Source organism: Acidipila sp. EB88, from assembly GCF_003858395.1.
Classification (GTDB): domain Bacteria; phylum Acidobacteriota; class Terriglobia; order Terriglobales; family Acidobacteriaceae; genus EB88.
On sequence record NZ_QWEV01000005.1, the window covers coordinates 1,362,897 to 1,379,395 of the forward strand.

General features: G+C 64.2%; 13 protein-coding genes. 10 read left to right on the plus strand and 3 right to left on the minus strand.

Annotation, left to right across the window (positions count from 1 at the left end; translation table 11 throughout):
* Nucleotides 1-65 precede the first annotated feature (65 nt).
* Both D1Y84_RS06560 and D1Y84_RS17890 read right to left on the minus strand, forming a co-directional pair.
* Nucleotides 66-989: a hypothetical protein gene (locus tag D1Y84_RS06560; RefSeq protein WP_124847801.1), complete on the minus strand. Its 924-nt coding sequence runs from the start codon at nt 987-989 to the stop codon at nt 66-68.
* A 70-nt stretch (nt 990-1,059) separates the two neighbouring features.
* Nucleotides 1,060-1,230 (minus strand): hypothetical protein, encoded by a 171-nt coding sequence (locus D1Y84_RS17890; RefSeq protein WP_158615352.1) that lies wholly within the window; start codon nt 1,228-1,230, stop codon nt 1,060-1,062.
* A 298-nt stretch (nt 1,231-1,528) separates the two neighbouring features.
* On the opposite strand from D1Y84_RS17890, the gene gyrB reads away from it, so the two are divergent.
* From gyrB to D1Y84_RS06610, 10 genes are all read left to right on the plus strand, one after another.
* Complete coding sequence (gyrB, locus tag D1Y84_RS06565) at nt 1,529-4,144, plus strand: DNA topoisomerase (ATP-hydrolyzing) subunit B (RefSeq protein ID WP_124847802.1); 2,616 nt, start codon at nt 1,529-1,531, stop codon at nt 4,142-4,144.
* A gap of 265 nt (nt 4,145-4,409) precedes the next feature.
* Nucleotides 4,410-6,065 carry an alkaline phosphatase gene (locus D1Y84_RS06570; protein WP_158615353.1) on the plus strand — a complete coding sequence of 552 codons (1,656 nt, stop codon included), beginning with the start codon at nt 4,410-4,412 and terminating at the stop codon, nt 6,063-6,065.
* A 77-nt stretch (nt 6,066-6,142) separates the two neighbouring features.
* Entirely contained in the window at nt 6,143-6,922 is a 780-nt protein-coding gene (gene nth, locus D1Y84_RS06575; protein ID WP_124847804.1) for an endonuclease III, read from the plus strand.
* A 362-nt stretch (nt 6,923-7,284) separates the two neighbouring features.
* Nucleotides 7,285-7,677, plus strand: coding sequence for a DUF3224 domain-containing protein (locus tag D1Y84_RS06580; RefSeq protein WP_124847805.1), 393 nt, complete (start codon nt 7,285-7,287; stop codon nt 7,675-7,677).
* 89 nt (nt 7,678-7,766) lie between these two features.
* Nucleotides 7,767-9,653 carry an amidase gene (locus tag D1Y84_RS06585; RefSeq protein ID WP_124847806.1) on the plus strand — a complete coding sequence of 629 codons (1,887 nt, stop codon included), beginning with the start codon at nt 7,767-7,769 and terminating at the stop codon, nt 9,651-9,653.
* Between the two features lie 382 nt (nt 9,654-10,035).
* A complete protein-coding gene (locus D1Y84_RS06590) occupies nt 10,036-11,247 on the plus strand; it encodes an acyltransferase (RefSeq protein WP_124847807.1) in 1,212 nt (403 codons plus the stop codon).
* Between the two features lie 38 nt (nt 11,248-11,285).
* Complete coding sequence (locus D1Y84_RS06595; RefSeq protein WP_233581198.1) at nt 11,286-12,068, plus strand: ATP-binding cassette domain-containing protein; 783 nt, start codon at nt 11,286-11,288, stop codon at nt 12,066-12,068.
* Nucleotides 12,069-12,130: 62 nt separating this feature from the next.
* Nucleotides 12,131-12,982, plus strand: coding sequence for a sulfite exporter TauE/SafE family protein (locus tag D1Y84_RS06600; protein WP_124847809.1), 852 nt, complete (start codon nt 12,131-12,133; stop codon nt 12,980-12,982).
* A gap of 33 nt (nt 12,983-13,015) precedes the next feature.
* On the plus strand, nt 13,016-13,453 hold the full coding sequence (locus D1Y84_RS06605) for a DUF971 domain-containing protein (protein ID WP_124847810.1): 438 nt from the start codon (nt 13,016-13,018) through the stop codon (nt 13,451-13,453).
* A 165-nt stretch (nt 13,454-13,618) separates the two neighbouring features.
* Nucleotides 13,619-15,718 carry a glutaminase family protein gene (locus D1Y84_RS06610; RefSeq protein ID WP_124847811.1) on the plus strand — a complete coding sequence of 700 codons (2,100 nt, stop codon included), beginning with the start codon at nt 13,619-13,621 and terminating at the stop codon, nt 15,716-15,718.
* 67 nt (nt 15,719-15,785) lie between these two features.
* Here the strand turns inward: D1Y84_RS06610 and D1Y84_RS06615 are convergent, their stop codons facing one another.
* A complete protein-coding gene (locus D1Y84_RS06615) occupies nt 15,786-16,388 on the minus strand; it encodes a TIGR00730 family Rossman fold protein (RefSeq protein WP_124847812.1) in 603 nt (200 codons plus the stop codon).
* Between the last annotated feature and the right edge of the window lie 111 nt (nt 16,389-16,499).

The following is a 16,499-nucleotide window of genomic DNA, read 5'->3' on the forward strand; positions in this document are numbered from 1 at the left end:
TTTTGGGGCTGATTCTGTGGAGGCTAGGTATTTGCGTCGGAACTGGAGGGCGCCCGGGTACTTTGCTAACCTGCCCGGCCGACTCCGTGCCGCTCCAGAATGTCGGCGACGGTGGCCTCAACCCGCGAGATAAAGGGGAGGCTTTCGGGCTGCCGGCCCACGGTGCCGAACTGTTGCGCGATCTCGTTCCAGCGCATCAGCTTGGAGGCTGGGGACAGGGTGTGCGGCGTGCGCGCCGGCTCGGGGAAGACCAGGTAGAACACCCAGATGGAAAGTCCAACGAAGGTTCCGACCTCGTTCAGGGTCGCGAGCATGATCGAGGCGCTGCCGGACACGTTGAACGTGACCGCGCCAACAAAGTCGATGGCGCCGATCATGGTGAGACCGGCCGCAAGACCTACGGAGCGGCTTCTCAGGCACATGCCGAGGCGGTTGACCCGCGTCAGCAGCAGGGAGATGAGCGAAAACTCAAACGTGCAGACACACAGCATGAAGGAGACGTCCACCTCATCAAGCCAGTGCTGCATGCTGTGGATGCCGAAGATCGGAAGGTGCGCGCTGAGTGCGATCACCAGCGCCAGGCCTGCCGCCCAGCGAAACACGTGCTTTGCGGCAGAGGCAAGTGCAGGCAGCGCTGCCAGGCTGTTCGCAAGAATTGCCGAGATCACGAAAAATGCCGTGATGGTGGCCATGAAGTACAGCGACCAGTACACAGCGGTATAGATATGGTGGAAATGTTGGAAAGCGGAGCCGACGCGATCACTCGCCTCGTTCCAGATCAGGTAGTTCAAGCTCATGAGCAGCCGCAATGCGACGAATACCGCCAGCGGGCGATCGTCGATGGGCGCATACCGCAACTTTGCAGTGGCGGGGGTACGCTGAACGGAGTTCCTGCGTACCCTTGCCACATAAAGAGAGATGAGCACGAGCAGCCACGCGAATGGTTCCGTGTTGGTCAACGTTTCCATGGCGGAACTGAGGTGGTTCATAGTCTCTTCTCGATGAGGGTATGCCGTCTCCGCCTGTCAGACAGCCGGAGGATAAGCATACGCGTAAAGTTTACTGAGTGCCGCCCCAGTGGGCCGGAGGAATCTGCGAAGACTGCGTGTCCCCGTCACCGCTGGTCGGCGCAGCCGGCTTGGTGGGGGTAACGGCAAAACTGCTGGTGGCGACTGCGAAAAGTGAAACAGCGACAAGCGTCATGCTCAGAGTCCGAATTGCGTTTGTCATTGATTAATACTCCATAAGCGTTGCAGATGTGCAGGCCACCGCCCTCTCAAATCGAGAAAACTCGCCTGTAGGGCCAAGGTAGCCGCCAAAAACCCTTCCCGCAAGCATTTGTGAGCAATCTTTACCTGTTTGTCCCATCTTGCGGTTACCCAAGGTACATACCAAAGGCACTATCCGGTAACGGAGCCCAAAAAGCCAGAATGCTACCATAAGGTATTCGCGTGGCAATGACGGGTGCTCCTCCTGCATGGTTTCCCGCCCTGCGGCCTTGTGCCGCCTGCCCGCACACTGGAGTTGCATGTCTCTGAATGATCGTACCGTTGCACCCGAAGCGATGACAGGCGGACCGTCCGTGAACGGCAGCTACACAAGTGACAACATCAAGGTCCTGGAAGGCCTTGAGGCAGTACGGCTCCGCCCGGCGATGTACATTGGCTCGACCGGCGAGCAGGGTCTGCACCACCTGGTGTACGAAGTGGTGGACAACTCGGTGGACGAGGCGCTGGCCGGCTATGCCAAGCACGTGGATGTTCTGATCCACGTCGACAACTCCATCACCGTGATTGATGACGGCCGCGGCATCCCCGTGGATCTCAAAACGCTCGACAATGGCGAGCGCATGCCTGCTGTCCAGGTCGTGCTGACCAAGCTGCATGCCGGCGGCAAGTTCGACGCCTCTACCTATAAGGTGTCAGGCGGCCTGCATGGCGTAGGTGTCTCCTGCGTGAACGCCCTGTCGGAAGCCTTCGACGTGGAGATCTGGCGCGACGGACACACCTACGAGCAGGATTACTCCAAGGGTGCGCCCATCTCCGAGCTGCGCAAGATGGGCACCTCGAAGCGCCGGGGCACCAAGGTCCACTTCCTGCCCGACAAGTCGATCTTCACGTTCACCGAGTACAACTACGACACGCTGGCCCAGCGTCTGCGCGAACTCGCCTTCCTGAACAAGGGCCTGACGATCACGCTCACCGATGAGCGGACGCTCGACCCCAAGACCGGCGAGGCCAAGCGCACCGAGTTCAAGTACGCCGGCGGCATCGCGGAGTTCATCCGCCATATCAACAAGGGCAAGGCCGTGCTGCATGAGCAGCCGATCGTGATGGAAGCCCTGCGCGATGGCGTTGATATGGAGATCGCTCTCCAGTACAACGATGCCTACTCCGAGACGGTGTTCACCTTTGCCAACAACATCAACACGGCTGACGGTGGCTCACATCTGTCCGGGTTCCGCACCGGGCTGACGCGCACGGTCAACGCGGCCGGGCAGTCGCTTGGCCTGTTCAAGGACATGAAGGAAAACCTCTCGGGCGACGACGTCCGCGAAGGGCTGGTCGCGGTGATCAGCGTCAAGCTGCCGCAGCCGCAGTTTGAAGGGCAGACCAAGGGCAAGCTCAACTCCGACATTGCCGGCACCGTGCAGGCGCTGGTCAACGAGAAGCTTGGCATGTTCCTGGAGCAGAACCCGCAGGTCGCCAAGAAGATCATCAACAAGGCGATCGATGCATCCCGCGCACGCGAAGCCGCCCGCAAGGCACGCGACCTGACCCGCCGCAAGGGCGCGCTCGACGGCGGCGGCCTGCCCGGCAAACTTTCCGACTGCTCGGAGCGCAACCCGGAACGCTGCGAACTGTACCTGGTCGAGGGTGAGTCCGCCGGTGGCACAAGCCGCCAGGGCCGCGACCGCAAGTTCCAGGCGATTCTCCCGCTCAAGGGCAAGATCCTCAATGTGGAGAAGGCACGCTACGACAAGATGCTGGGCCACGAGGAAATCCGTGCCATGATCACCGCGCTCGGCTGCGGCATCGGCAAGGACGACTTCGACCCCTCCAAGCTGCGCTACGGCAAGATCATCCTGATGACCGATGCTGACGTCGACGGTTCGCATATCCGCACGCTGCTGCTGACGTTCTTCTTCCGCCATATGCAGGAGCTGATCAAGCGCGGACACGTGTATATCGCGCAGCCGCCGCTCTACCGCATCAAGAAGGGCCGTTTTGAGCAATACATCAAGAACGATCGCGAGTTCGTCGATGTAATGGTGAAGCGTGCTTCCGAAGGCATGGTGGTGAAGTACGGCGTGCAGCCGGACGGCACCAACAAGGGCCAGCTGCAGGGCGCGGAGCTTACCCGCTACATGGGACAGCTCAACGAGTACATTGGCTACTTCGACAAGGTAAATCAACGCCTGCGCAACGAAGCGGTCGTGCGACTCCTGTCCGAGCAGGAGATGACCAAGCGGACCGACTTTGTTGGGCCCGAGGCGGGCCAGCCCCCGGCAAAGCTGGAAGCACTGCGCGCCGGGCTCGAAGCGATGGCGCCCACGTACCAGTTCAAGGCAGTGCACGCCCCGGCATTTGACGAGGAGCACCAGATCTGGTCGGTGAGCTACCTGGATGCGCAGGGAGCGATGCGCCGGCTGGACTGGACGCTCGCCTCCACCGCCGAGTACCGCCAGATGATGACCAAGTACACGCAGCTGCGCGAGCAACTGCAGGCTCCGTTCACGGTCGAGTACGCCGGCAAGGCCGCAGCAGCGCCCGAGCCCGACCCGGAGGACACCGACACCGAAACTACCGGTGAGGTCGAAGCTGGACGTCCCGCGCCGAAGCGCGCCGGACGCACCTCGCACGAGCCGGTCAGCAAGCGCACTCCCGCGGAACTGTTCGAGTACGTGATCGACCAGGGGCGCAAGGAGTACCAGGTGCAGCGGTACAAGGGCCTCGGCGAGATGACCGCGCCGCAGCTGTGGGAGACGACGATGGATCCGGAACGGCGCACGCTGCTATCGGTGAAGCTCGAAGACATCACGGCCACGGAGCTGATTTTCTCGACCCTGATGGGTGAAGACGTGGAGTCGAGACGCAAGTTCATCGAAGAGAATGCGCTCGATGTGAAGAACCTGGATATCTAGGCTTCCTCGCATTTTTGTGTCGACGAAGGCGCAACAGCCCTGCTGTTGCGCCTTTCTCTTTGCGCGAAGCTATTTCCACGAGGAGCCTGTGCCGGGCTGTGCTGACCCGCCTGCCGATACACTCCCGCGTGTTTACGAGTCTCCTGATTGCCACTTGCGGCCGCGTTGTTTATCGTCCGTTCACCCCCGGCGCGGGACAATGGCCTTTGCGCGCAGCGTCCAGGACACACGGCCGATGCGTCCCACAGGCAGGAGCCACATCCGCATGCGCACAGCGCCCGATCCGCCAATCCCACCCGCAAACTCGCCGTTCCAGGATGCCGCCTTCTTTGCCGTCGACTCCGCCCGCACAGCGGCTGAGCAGTCCGCGACGTTTCCGCAGAGCGTCGCATCGGGCGATCCGCAGCCGCACGGCATCGTGCTGTGGTGCCGTGTCGATCCAACCCGGCAGGGTGGCGAGAACCCCTCGCTGGTCGCCTGGCAGATCAGCCGCGATGCGACGTTTGCGCCCGGCACGATCGTGACCGCTGGCACTGCTTCCCTTGAGGCCGCACGTGACCACACGGTGAAGCTGCCGATCGAGCATGCGGCACTCGCGTCCTATACCGGCTATTTCTATCGCTTCGTGTACAACGGCATAGCCAGCCGCACCGGCCACTTCAAAACGCTGCCTGCCGCGGACGCCGAGGTATCCCGGATAACGCTCGGCCTTGTGGTGTGCCAGGACTTTGGCGCCGGCTACTACACCGCGCTCGCGCACCTTGCCGGCGAACAGGTCGACTACGTGCTGCACCTGGGCGACTACATCTACGAGACCATCTCTTCGTCCGAGTTCCAGAACAACCCTGCCCGCCGCGTGCCGCCGTTCCCAAGCGGGAGCACCACGATCCCGGTCGACGTGGGCGATTACCGGCACCTGTACCAGGTGTACCGCGGCGACCCGCATCAACAGGCCATGCATGAGCGCTTCGCCTATATCCAGCTGTGGGACGATCACGAGTTTGCCAACGACTGCCACCAGGATTTTCATCCCGACGCCAACGCTGCGCCCAGTACCGCTGCGACGCCGCAGCCCGCGCTGCGACAGGCCGCCAACCAGGCCTGGAGCGAGTATGGGCTGGCCGCGGTCACGTTCGACCCGGCAAAGGGCTGGGAGGAGTCGATCCAGGTGTATCGCAAGCTTGCCTTTGGCCGGCTGGCAGATTTGGTAATCACCGACGAGCGGCTGTACCGCGACGGGCCGCCGTGCGGTGCAAACGAGTACGGCGAGCGCTACTTCACGCTGGGCTGCGAGGCGCTGCATGACCCCGCGCGCACGATGCTCGGCACAGTGCAGCGCGCGTGGTTCCTGGAGCAGGTCACCGGCTCCGGCGCGACCTGGAAGCTGTGGGCCAACGAGGTCATGCTCATGCAGCTCAAGGCCACGGCCCTGTACGTGAACCTCGACCAGTGGGACGGTTATCCGAAAGAGCGGCAACACCTGCTGCAGACGATCGGCGACGCGGGCGTCCAGAACCTGGTTGCGCTGACCGGCGACCTTCACACCTTCCTTGCCGGCTACCTCAAGTCCAATTTCGACAACCCGTTCGGGCACGCCGTGGGCGTCGAGCTCATGGTCGGCTCGCTGACCTCGGCCAACTTCGAAGAGGAGATTCGTTCGGAGGTGCACCTGCCGGGCGCGCCGGTGCCTGCCAAAGGCTTCCACATTCCGCACGACCTGCTGTCCCCGCTGATCCGTACGCTTAATCCGCACATCAAGTTCTGGGACTCCTCGACGCATGGCTATGCGCTGCTTGCGATCACGCCCGATGAGCTGCGCTGCGAGTTCAAGGCGGTGAGCACGATCCGTGAACCGATCGCCGAGCTCCGGCCGCTCAAGACCCTGCGCATCCCTAGTGGAAAGGCCGAGCTCCTGGACTAGTTGCGAGTCCTTGTGATGGAACGCCTGCTGCTCCGTCGGGACGAGCCATCGTGTGGCGCGCGGCATGCGTCCTAGCCATGGTGACCCTGCCCCTGTTTTCCCAGGAAGAAGAAGCCGCGGCCGCCGAGGAGCGCGATGCCGGCGAGGAAAAGCTCGCCTCGATCGAGGAGCGCCTGCTGGCCCGCGATGGACCGCCGCGCCCTCGCAACTTCTGGGATCCGCTGAAAGAGCTGATCTTCGTGCTGATCTCGGCGCGCACCCGTACCGAGGTGTCGCTCGCGGTGCTGGCAGAGCTGGAGTTGCGCTACGCAGCCGCGCTGGGTAACTGGACCCGCCTGCGCGATGCCCCGGAGCAGGCGGTGCTGACCCTGCTTGCACCCGTGACCTTCTCCGAAAAGAAAGCGCCCGCCTTGCAGGCTGCGCTCCGGCGCATTACCCGGCAGACTGGCGGCGCCCTGTCGCTCGATTTTTTTGCGGGGCAGCCTGTGGAGCGGATCCGCCGGTGGCTGGAAAGCTTTGAGGGTGTTGGTGCGCGTGGATCCGCCGCAGTGGTCAACCACTCCGCCCTGCGCCTGCGCGCGCTTGCGGTCGATGGACATCACCACCGGATCGCGCAGCGGCTTGGTTTTGTGGGCCGCAGCGCCACGGCTGCCGAGACCGAGCAGAAACTGCTGTCGCTGCTGCCGGAAGCACGCTGGCCGCCCGCGCGCCTGACCGCCATGCATGACCTGCTCAAGCTGCATGGGCAGATTCGCTGCACCAGCAACGACTGGCAGCGGCACTGTGCAGCGTGCCCGCTCCTGCCGCTTTGCCCTACCGGCACAGCCACCGTGGACAACGTCGAAACGCCGGAGTGAGCGCGGCGCATCTCGGGTTGGCCACTTCTTCTGCTGTGCGCATGGCACGCTGCCGCTTAAGATAGCCGCAAGCCGGGTGAGGCTGCATCACTGCTTTGGCGGAGAATCCGCCGAGCGTCGGGTGCGCGCGCGGCGAAAGCATGCGGCGGAGACTTTCTCGAGTGACCAGACAGAGCGGACAGACCAGACACACACGGCAGACAAAATGGACGCTCCGAAGGCGGCATCCCTGCATACTCGTTCTGCTGGTAATCGCCGTCATCTGCCCGGTTGCCATGTGCAGCACCGGCCGGTCGATGATGCATCCGCAGTCCACCGCATCCGGCACCCACACGAGTACACAAGAGCCCAAAGGAGCAGCCATGAGCCACCACGCCGAGGGAACCTTCGAGGTCAAAATGCAGCCTGTGGCCGAGCCGGCGCTGGCTGGGATCTCGCGCATGTCGATGAACAAGCAGTACCGCGGCAGCCTGGAGGCGACGGCGCACGGCGTGTTCCTGTCTGCGGGCGACCCCAGCCTCGGTGAGGCCGGCTACGTCGCCATGGAGCAGGTCACCGGCACCCTGGACGGGCACAGCGGCGGGTTCATGCTGCAGCATTTCGCCACGATGGATCGCACCGGGCAGCACATGCAGGTGCGGGTAGTTCCGGGTTCGGGTACCGGCGCACTCACGGGCCTTGCCGGCGAGCTCACCGTCACCATCATTGAGAAACAGCATCGCTACACGCTGGAGTACACGCTGCCCACCGAATAGCCCGGCGAGCCCTGTGACTTTTGCGGAGCGCTCCAGCCTACGCATGGGATACTCGGAGTTCCGCAATCCAGCCTGGAGCTTCGCCCACTATGCCCCTTGATCGTCGCGCGTTCCTTTCGATTGCCAGCAGCCTTGGCATCGGTGTCACCTCGGGACTGTTTCCCGGCGCGCTGTATGCCCTGGCCGCCGAACCGGCCGCAGCAGGCGAGACCGAGCCGAAGCTGCGCCCCGTGACGCCGGAAATGCTTGAAGCAGCCGCGGCGCTGGCCGGGGTCACGATTGCCCCCGAGCAGCGGCAGCTGATGCTGGAGGGTTTGAACAGCCAGCGTGACTCCTACGGCGAGATCCGTGCGCTGCACCTGCCGAACTCCGTGGCACCGGCGCTGGTGTTCCACCCGCTGCCGCCTGGCGCATCGCTCCATACCGATCGGCAGCCTGCGCGTTTCAGCAGGGTCACAGGCGAAGCGGCAGCACCGGCAAAGCTGGAAGAGCTGGCGTTCCTGCCCGTGCTTGAGCTGGCCGACCTTGTGCGCCGCAAAAAAGTCACCTCGGTTGCGCTCACCGAGATGTATCTCGACCGATTGCGGCGCTACGACCCGCTGCTGCGATTCGTGGTGACGCTTTGCGAAGAGCGGGCGCTGAACCAGGCACGCGAAGCGGATGCGGACCTTGCGAAGGGCCACTATCGGGGGCCGCTGCACGGGCTGCCCTGGGGTGCCAAGGACCTGCTCGCCGTGAAGGGCTACCCCACCACCTGGGGCGCCGGCGGCTTTGAGCACCAGCAGATCGACGAGGACGCCACCGTGGTACAGCGGCTCGATGCTGCCGGCGCGGTGCTGATCGCCAAGCTTACGCTCGGCGCGCTGGCCATGGGCGATGTCTGGTTTGGCGGCCGCACCCGCAATCCCTGGAACCCGAAGCAGGGCTCCAGCGGCTCGTCGGCGGGGCCAGCCTCTGCCACGGCCGCCGGATGTGTCGCGTTCTCGATCGGCTCGGAGACGCTTGGCTCCATCTCTTCGCCGTCCACGCGCTGCGGCGTCACCGGCCTGCGACCCACCTTCGGTTTTGTGCCGCGCACCGGCGCCATGGCCCTGAGCTGGAGCATGGACAAGCTGGGGCCGATCTGTCGCGGCGTGGAGGATTGTGCCGTGGTCCTGTCGGCGATCTACGGGCCCGACCAGAAAGATCAGTCAGTGCAGCCTGCCGCGTTTGTGTGGAACGCGGAGCAGGACTGGCGCAGCCTGCGCGTGGGCTACCTGGAAAGTGCATTTGCCGAACCAAAAGCCACGCCGGATGAACAGGGCGGCAAGGAAGCCAGCGCACCACTCACGGAACAGGAGCAGAAGGCCGCGGCACGACGCACCGCCGAACGCAGCGCGGCAGACGCACGGCGCCGCTACGATCACACTTACGACGTGGCAGCATTAGCGAAGCTTCGCAGCATGGGTGTGCACCTGGTTCCGGTGGAGTTGCCGAAGCTGCCGTATGAAGCCATGCTGCCGCTGCTCACCGCCGAAGCAGCGGCTGCGTTTGATGACCTGACGATGACGGGCAGAGACAAGCTCCTCACGGCGCAGGGGCCGTACGACTGGCCGAACAGCTTCCGGGTCGCGCGCTTCTATCCCGCCGTTGAGTACATCCAGGCAAACCGGGCGCGCACGCTCGTGATTGCACAACTCTCCAGGCTATTTGAAACAGTGGATGTGATCGTCGCGCCCAGCGGCGGCGAGCAGTTGCTGGCGACCAATCTGTCCGGCCACCCGGCAGTGATTGTGCCCAATGGCCTTCGCGGCGACGATGCGCCGCAAGGACCGCGCGTGGACACCGGCGAGGACGATTCCATCGGGGGTCCGGGCACGCCGGTGAGCCTGACATTTTTAGCCGGGCACTATCAGGATGCCAGGGCGTTGCTGCTTGCACGGGCATATCAACAGGCGACAGGTTTCGAGAAAAAACACCCTCACCTCGATGTGTAAGTGGCACTGCGCGATGCCCGTTCATCGCGCAGTGCTCTGAAACCAGCATTTCCCGTCACCTACGACCGAAGTGGTAAATTCTGCCGCATCGCGACGGGTGTCTCATCTCGAAATACATCTAAGCAGGTTCGGTGATCTGCCAGGGGATGCTCTCCGATGCGGGTGCAGCACTGTGCCGGCCCTTGTGGCGAAAGCATGCGGGTCATCCAGCTGCCTGGAGGCCGGCGTCACAGGCACCTTGTAGCCATACTTAGCAACGACTTACACCTTTGCGCCAATACTCGCCAGCGCGCAAGCCGGCAGGCATGGATGAGTTACCTGTGTACTTACAGACAAGTGAATAAGCGATGTTAGCTTCCAGAAAGCGTTGGAGGCGCGCCGCATGCATCGTATTTCCGGACTGGATGGAGTCCGCGCGCTGGCCATCATTCTTGTGATCGGGCTTCACATGGCACAGCGTACCCACGCATCCCTGCTCTACGGGATCTTTCACGGGCAGGACGGGGTCAACCTGTTCTTTGTATTGAGTGGCTTTCTGGTCACGGCGCTGCTTCTGCGCGAACATGCGCGCACAGGCCAGGTCAGGATTCTTGACTTTTACTATCGCCGGTCGATGCGCATTTTGCCGCCGCTGCTGGCCTACCTGCTGTGCGTGGTGGCCATCGGCAGGATCACCGGCGACCCGGTGGGTCGCCACGTGATCTTGAGCGTCGTGTTCTTCTACCACAACATGTGCGGCGACGGCACCTGGATGCTTGAGCACACTTGGTCGCTCGCGATCGAGGAACAGTTCTACCTGCTGTGGCCGCTGCTGCTGGTTGGGGTCATGCGGATCAACCGGCGCGGACTTCCGGCAGCCTGCATCGCCCTGATGGTGCTCGCTCCCGTACTGCGCGTGGGCGGCTTCCTGTTGCACTGGCACTGGCTGCACAATCGCGAAAGCCTGCTGCTGCCGGCACGCATGGATGCGCTGCTGGCCGGGTGCCTGGTGGCCTCGGTTGCGGGCAAGCCGCGATTCGAGCGGTTGTACCAGCGTGCCGAACGCGCCTTCTGGATGGCGCCCGTGGTGCTCTTCGTGGTGTCGCCCACGCTGTTTGCACGCTATGGCGGCGCCTGGAACTTCACCGTCGGCTATACGCTTGATTCTGTCGGCGCGGCCTTCCTGATCCTGTGGCTGAGCCGCAACGAGCAACACCTGCTGGGCCGCCTGAGCAATCACAAGGCTGTGACTACGCTGGGCGTCATGAGCTACAGCATCTACCTGTGGCAGACGCTGGCGACACGCTATGCCACCAACCTGCTCACGAGCATGGGCGCCCTGGCCTTTCTGGCCGCAGCCGCCTGCGCGAGCTTCTTCCTGGTGGAGAAACCATCGCTGATCCTGCGCAACCGGCTACGGCAGATGTTCCGTCCGTCGCCACGGCCTGCGGCGGCAATGCAGGTGCAGCCGCGACGCCCCGCCCGCTGGACTTCGCCTGCCGCCAGTGGATTCGAGATCGGCGTGCCGGCGCGCTTCCACCACCTCCCGATGGACCAACAGGCCTCGCACCAGCCACAGCAGATGGACCAGCCAATGGCGGCGGCCATGAGTTAACGGCGCGGCCGGGCTGCTAGGCTGGACGAATGACGGCGATGATCGAGGCAGCCCACCTCAGCAAGAGCTATCCCCGCACGGGTCCCGGCGAAAACGGCGAGGCGCTGGTGGTGGACGATGTGTCGTTCACCCTGCGCCGCGGCGAGACGCTGGGGCTGGTGGGCGAGTCCGGTTCGGGCAAAAGCACGATTGCCCGCATGGTACTGGGCCTGGTTCCGCCCAGCGGTGGCTCGGTCACCTTCGACGGGGTTGCGCTCGCAGGAGCGGGCAGCAGCGAGATGCGCAGGCTGCGCCGACGCATGCAGCCCGTGTTCCAGGACCCTTATGCCGCGCTGAACCCGCGCATGCGCGTACACGAGATCCTGGCTGAACCGTTCGTGATCCACAAGGACGACATCGCGCGCAGCAAGCCAGCATTGCGCACGGCCACATCGGACCTGCTGGGCCGCGTGGGGCTCGACGCTTCCGCGCTGGATCGCTATCCGCACGAGTTCTCAGGCGGACAGCGGCAGCGAATCAATATTGCCCGTGCCCTGGCGCTGCGGCCCGAGGTGCTGGTGCTGGATGAGCCGGTTTCGGCGCTGGACGTGAGCGTGGGCGCGCAGGTCGTCAACCTCCTGCAGCAGTTGCAGCGCGAGTTTGCGCTGACCTACCTGTTCATCACGCACTCCATGCCGCTGGTGCGCTATCTCGCAACCCAGATCGCAGTGCTGCGCGGCGGCAAGCTGCTGGAGCTGGGCACGGCCGCCCAGGTGACCGGCGCTCCCGCGCATGCGTACACCCGGGCCCTGATGGCGGCGACTCCTGCCCTGCGCGCGTAGCGGGGGCGTCCGACACCCGCGTTGCCGCATCGTTTGGGGTTCCCGGGGAATCTAGCAAGGAGATGATCTTCACTGCTGACCTGCTGGAGTCGATCCCGGCGCACCTTTCCGCACACGTCTCCCTCAATGGCCGAACGATCTGGCTGTGCTGTGCCTCGCTGATCGCAGGGCTGCTCAACGCGGTGGCCGGCGGCGGTTCGTTTCTGTCGTTCCCGGCGCTCCTCAACATGGGCGTGCCTCCGATCCAGGCCAACGCCACCAACACCGTGGCGCTGTGGCCCGGGCAGTTCACCTCCATCGCCGCGTACTGGCGCGATCTTGCGACCAACCGGCACCTTCTCCTGCCGCTCGGCGCGGCCGCGGCGGTAGGCGGAGTCGGCGGCGGCATCATCCTGCTGCATACCGGGCAGTCGACGTTTCTGCACCTGGTGCCGTGGCTCCTGCTGGTCGCGGCCACGCTGTTTGCTGTGTCCACGCCGATCTCGCGCTGGCTGCAGGCACGGTCCCGTGGTAAGCGCATGCCCGACGCACCGGAGAAGGCGGTACGGCCCATGCTGCTGCCGCTGGTGCTGGGCACGGCAGTGGTCACGCTCTATATCGGCTACTTCGGCGCGGGCGCGGGCTTCCTGATGATGTCGCTGCTGGCGCTGTTCGGCATCGAAAACGTCAACCAGATCAACGCGCTCAAGGTGGTGACGACCACCATTGCGAACGGCGTCGCGGTGCTGCTGTTCATCTTCGAAGGGCAGGTGCTGTGGCAGCACTGCCTGCTGATGATGGTCACGGGCGCCATCGGCGGCTACGTGGGCGGCCGCACGGCGCGCCGGCTCGATGCGCGCATTATGCGGACGGTGGTCACGATCCTGGGTTTCGCCATGGCCGGCTATTTCTTCTGGCGCAATGGTGGCCTGTAGCCGCTGTTAGCCTGAATGGAGGGGTGTTTCCCGATGAGTCATGAAGGTTTTCGCCTGGTCTCGGAAGAGCAGGCAAAACGTGCCGACGCCGCACACGCGCCGCTGCCGCGTGAAGCAACAGAGCCGGTCAAGGTGCGTGTGATGAAGACCGAAGGCACCGGCATGCAGATCGACTGGCGCGACGGGCATGCAAGTCATTGGACATTTGCGTGGCTGCGCACGGCCTGCCCCTGCGCAACCTGCCACGACGAGCGCGAGAAAGAGGGTCGCCCGGTGGGTGTTGCCCGCCCGGAGCCTGCCTCGCTGCTGCCGTTGTACAAGGACCCCGTGCGGCCCGACAGCGCGCAGCAGGTGGGGCGCTACGCGATCTCGTTCAACTGGAACGATGGCCATACCAGCGGGATCTACTCCTGGGATTACCTGCGCCGGCACTGCCAGTGCGCGGAGTGCAAGGCGGCCGCTACGGCCTGACGGCACTCCTCGGCCACGGCCACAGCAACAGCGTGGCCGGAAGCTGCAAGGAGCAGGCAGCGACGGGCATTCGCTGCAGGGCCACAGGCGTCGGCCCCGCCCACCGGGCCGGCCGGTAACTGCGACTCCCCAACCAGCAGCACTCTTCCGTAGAATGGTGCCCCAATGAAGAGTTTTGCTCAGCCCTGCTTCCTGCTCGCCGCTTCCCTGGCGTTTTCAAACGCCCTGTTCGCGCAACAGCCGCCCCAGCAGCACCGCCCGCCGGCCGTGCCGCTGGTCACGCACAATCCCTACTTCTCCATCTGGTCCGACAGCGACAAGCTCACCGACAGCGCCACGCGGCACTGGACCGGCTCACGGCAGCCGCTCACCAGCATGGTGCGCATCGACGGGCACCCATACCGCATCATGGGTGGGGCGGAAGACGATGTGCCGGCGCTCCCGCAGAGTTCGGTCCAGGTAGACGCGACGCATACCGACTACGTGTTCCAGGGATCGGGCATCGAGCTGCATCTTGCCTTCTTCACGCCGGCGTTTCCGCAGGACATGGCGCTGCTTTCGAGGCCGGTGAGCTACCTCACGTGGACCGCCAAGTCGCTTGATGGCGCCCAGCATTCCGTGGATGTGCTGTTCGACGTGGACCCGGTGATTGCGGTCAACGATGACATGGAGGCTTCGACCTGGGGCCGCTCCGAGACGAACAGTTTGGCGGTTCTCAACACCGGTTCGCGCGACCAGCAGGTGCTGGGCAAGCGCGGCGACGACCTCAGGATCGACTGGGGCTACTTCCACCTGGCGGTGCCGCGTGGCGAGCACGCCGATACGGTAGAAGCACTGCACACGGTGGAAACATTTGCAGCCAGGGGCACGTTGCCCACGGCAGACAGCATGGAGATGCCGGCGACCCCGCGGGATGGCGCCGCGCACCTGTCCACCGTATTACACCTTGGCTCGGTGGGCGCCGCGCCGGTGTCGCAGCACGTACTGGTGGGCTACACCGAGGGCTTCGCTCTCGAGTACCTGAATCAGCGCCTGCGGCCTTATTGGCAGCGTGACGGCAAGAGCGTGGCCTCCATGCTCGACGAAGCCGAGCAGCAGTATTCCGAGCTCGAAGCGCGTGGCCGCGCCTACGACAGCCAGCTGCACCAGGACCTCGCAAAGGCTGGCGGCGAAGACTACGCCTACCTTGCCACCCTGGCCTACCGCGAGTCGCTTGCGGCGCACGCCCTCACCGCCGACAGCAATGGAACACCCCTGCTTTTCGCCAAGGAAAACTTCTCCAACGGAGACATCGGCACGGTAGACGTGCTGTACCCTTCGGCGCCGATCTTCCTGTTCTTCAACCCGGCGCTGCTGGAAGCGCAGGTGGAGCCCGTGCTGCGCTATGCCACGCTGCCCCGCTGGCGGTTCCCGTTCGCGCCGCATGACCTGGGTCGCTGGCCCCTTGCCAACGGACAGGATTATGGCGGCGGCGAGGAAACGGAAGACGACCAGATGCCGGTCGAGGAGTCAGGCGACCTGCTGATCCTGGCCGATGCGCTTGCCCAGGCGCAGGGCAATGCGCACGTGGCTGAAAAGTACTGGCCTCTGCTGACCAGGTGGGCGGATTACCTGACCGAGGCTGGCCTTGACCCCGCGAACCAGCTCTCCACCGATGACTTTGCCGGTCACCTTGCACACAATGCCAACCTGTCCATCAAGGCGATCGATGCGCTGGGTGCGTACGCCGACATGGCGAAGCGCCTGGGACACGCGGACGTGGCCGCCCACTACCGCGCAACCGCGGAGAAGATGGCCGCACAGTGGCAGCAGATGGCGGGCGATCCGTCCAAGCTGGCCTTTGACAAACAGGGCTCGTGGAGCCAGAAGTACAACCTCGTGTGGGACCAGCTACTCGGCCTGCACCTGTTCCCGGAAACCCTGCGCGAGCACGAGGTGCGCTTCTACCTGACCCAGATGCACCCGGACGGTGTGCCGCTCGACAGCCGCAAGACCTACACCAAGCTGGACTGGGAGTTGTGGTCGGCGACCATGGCCGGCAACCTGGCCGACTTTCAGAAGTTCACCGGGCCGATGGTGCACTGGGCCGATACCACGCAGAGCCGCGTACCAATGACTGACTGGTACGACACGGTATCCGGGCTCAAGGAAGGCTTCCAGGCCCGTTCCGTGGTGGGCGGCCTGTTCATCAAGGCGCTGGCCGACGACGAGCTTACACGCAAGTGGCGGGCCATGGCGCCCGGGGCAGCCGCACCGGGGCGCTGATCCACTAGCCGAGTGAAACGGCGCTCCCCGCCTTGCAGCAGGGTGGGGAGTGCGCCGAAAGAGGCTTCTAGATTGCGGGCTGGTGCTGAAGCGGCGCGGGCGGCAGCCCTGCCGGCACCAGGCGCTCCAACAGGTGGATTGCCTCGTCAACAGAAGGCACCACGTGCAACAGGGCGAGATTCTCAGCGCGCAGAAAACCAGCAGTCACACACTGCCACAGGAATGTGATCAGTCCATCGAAAAACGCTTCCGGGTTGATCAGCACTATGAGCTTGCTGTGGATGCCGAGTTGCGCCCAGCTCAGGATCTCGAACAGCTCGTCCAGCGTTCCGAAGCCGCCCGGGAGGCATACGAACGCATGCGCCCGTTCTGCCATCATGGCCTTGCGCGCGTGCATGGTGGGCACAAAGTGGAGCTCCGTCAGGCCGGTGTGCGCCACTTCCCTATCTTCCAGAACGGCCGGCAACACCCCGCACACCGGCGCACCACCGGCGAGGGCAGCATCGGCCACGGCGCCCATCAATCCCACGGAGGCGCCTCCGTACATGAGCCCCCAACCCTGTGCAGCCAGCTGCCTTCCGAAAGCAACCGCAACTTCGCGATAAGGCGGATAGTAGCCGTCGCTGGAGGCGCAAAAGACACAAACGGTGAGCTTTACGTTCTGTCTCATGTTCCCAGCTTAGCGAATGCGCGATGCTCCGGTTGGCCGGGAACATCGAATTCATTGTGAGGAGCCCACCTCCCTTGCAGGAAGCGGCTGTGGAGGCAGTGCGGTTTGGCG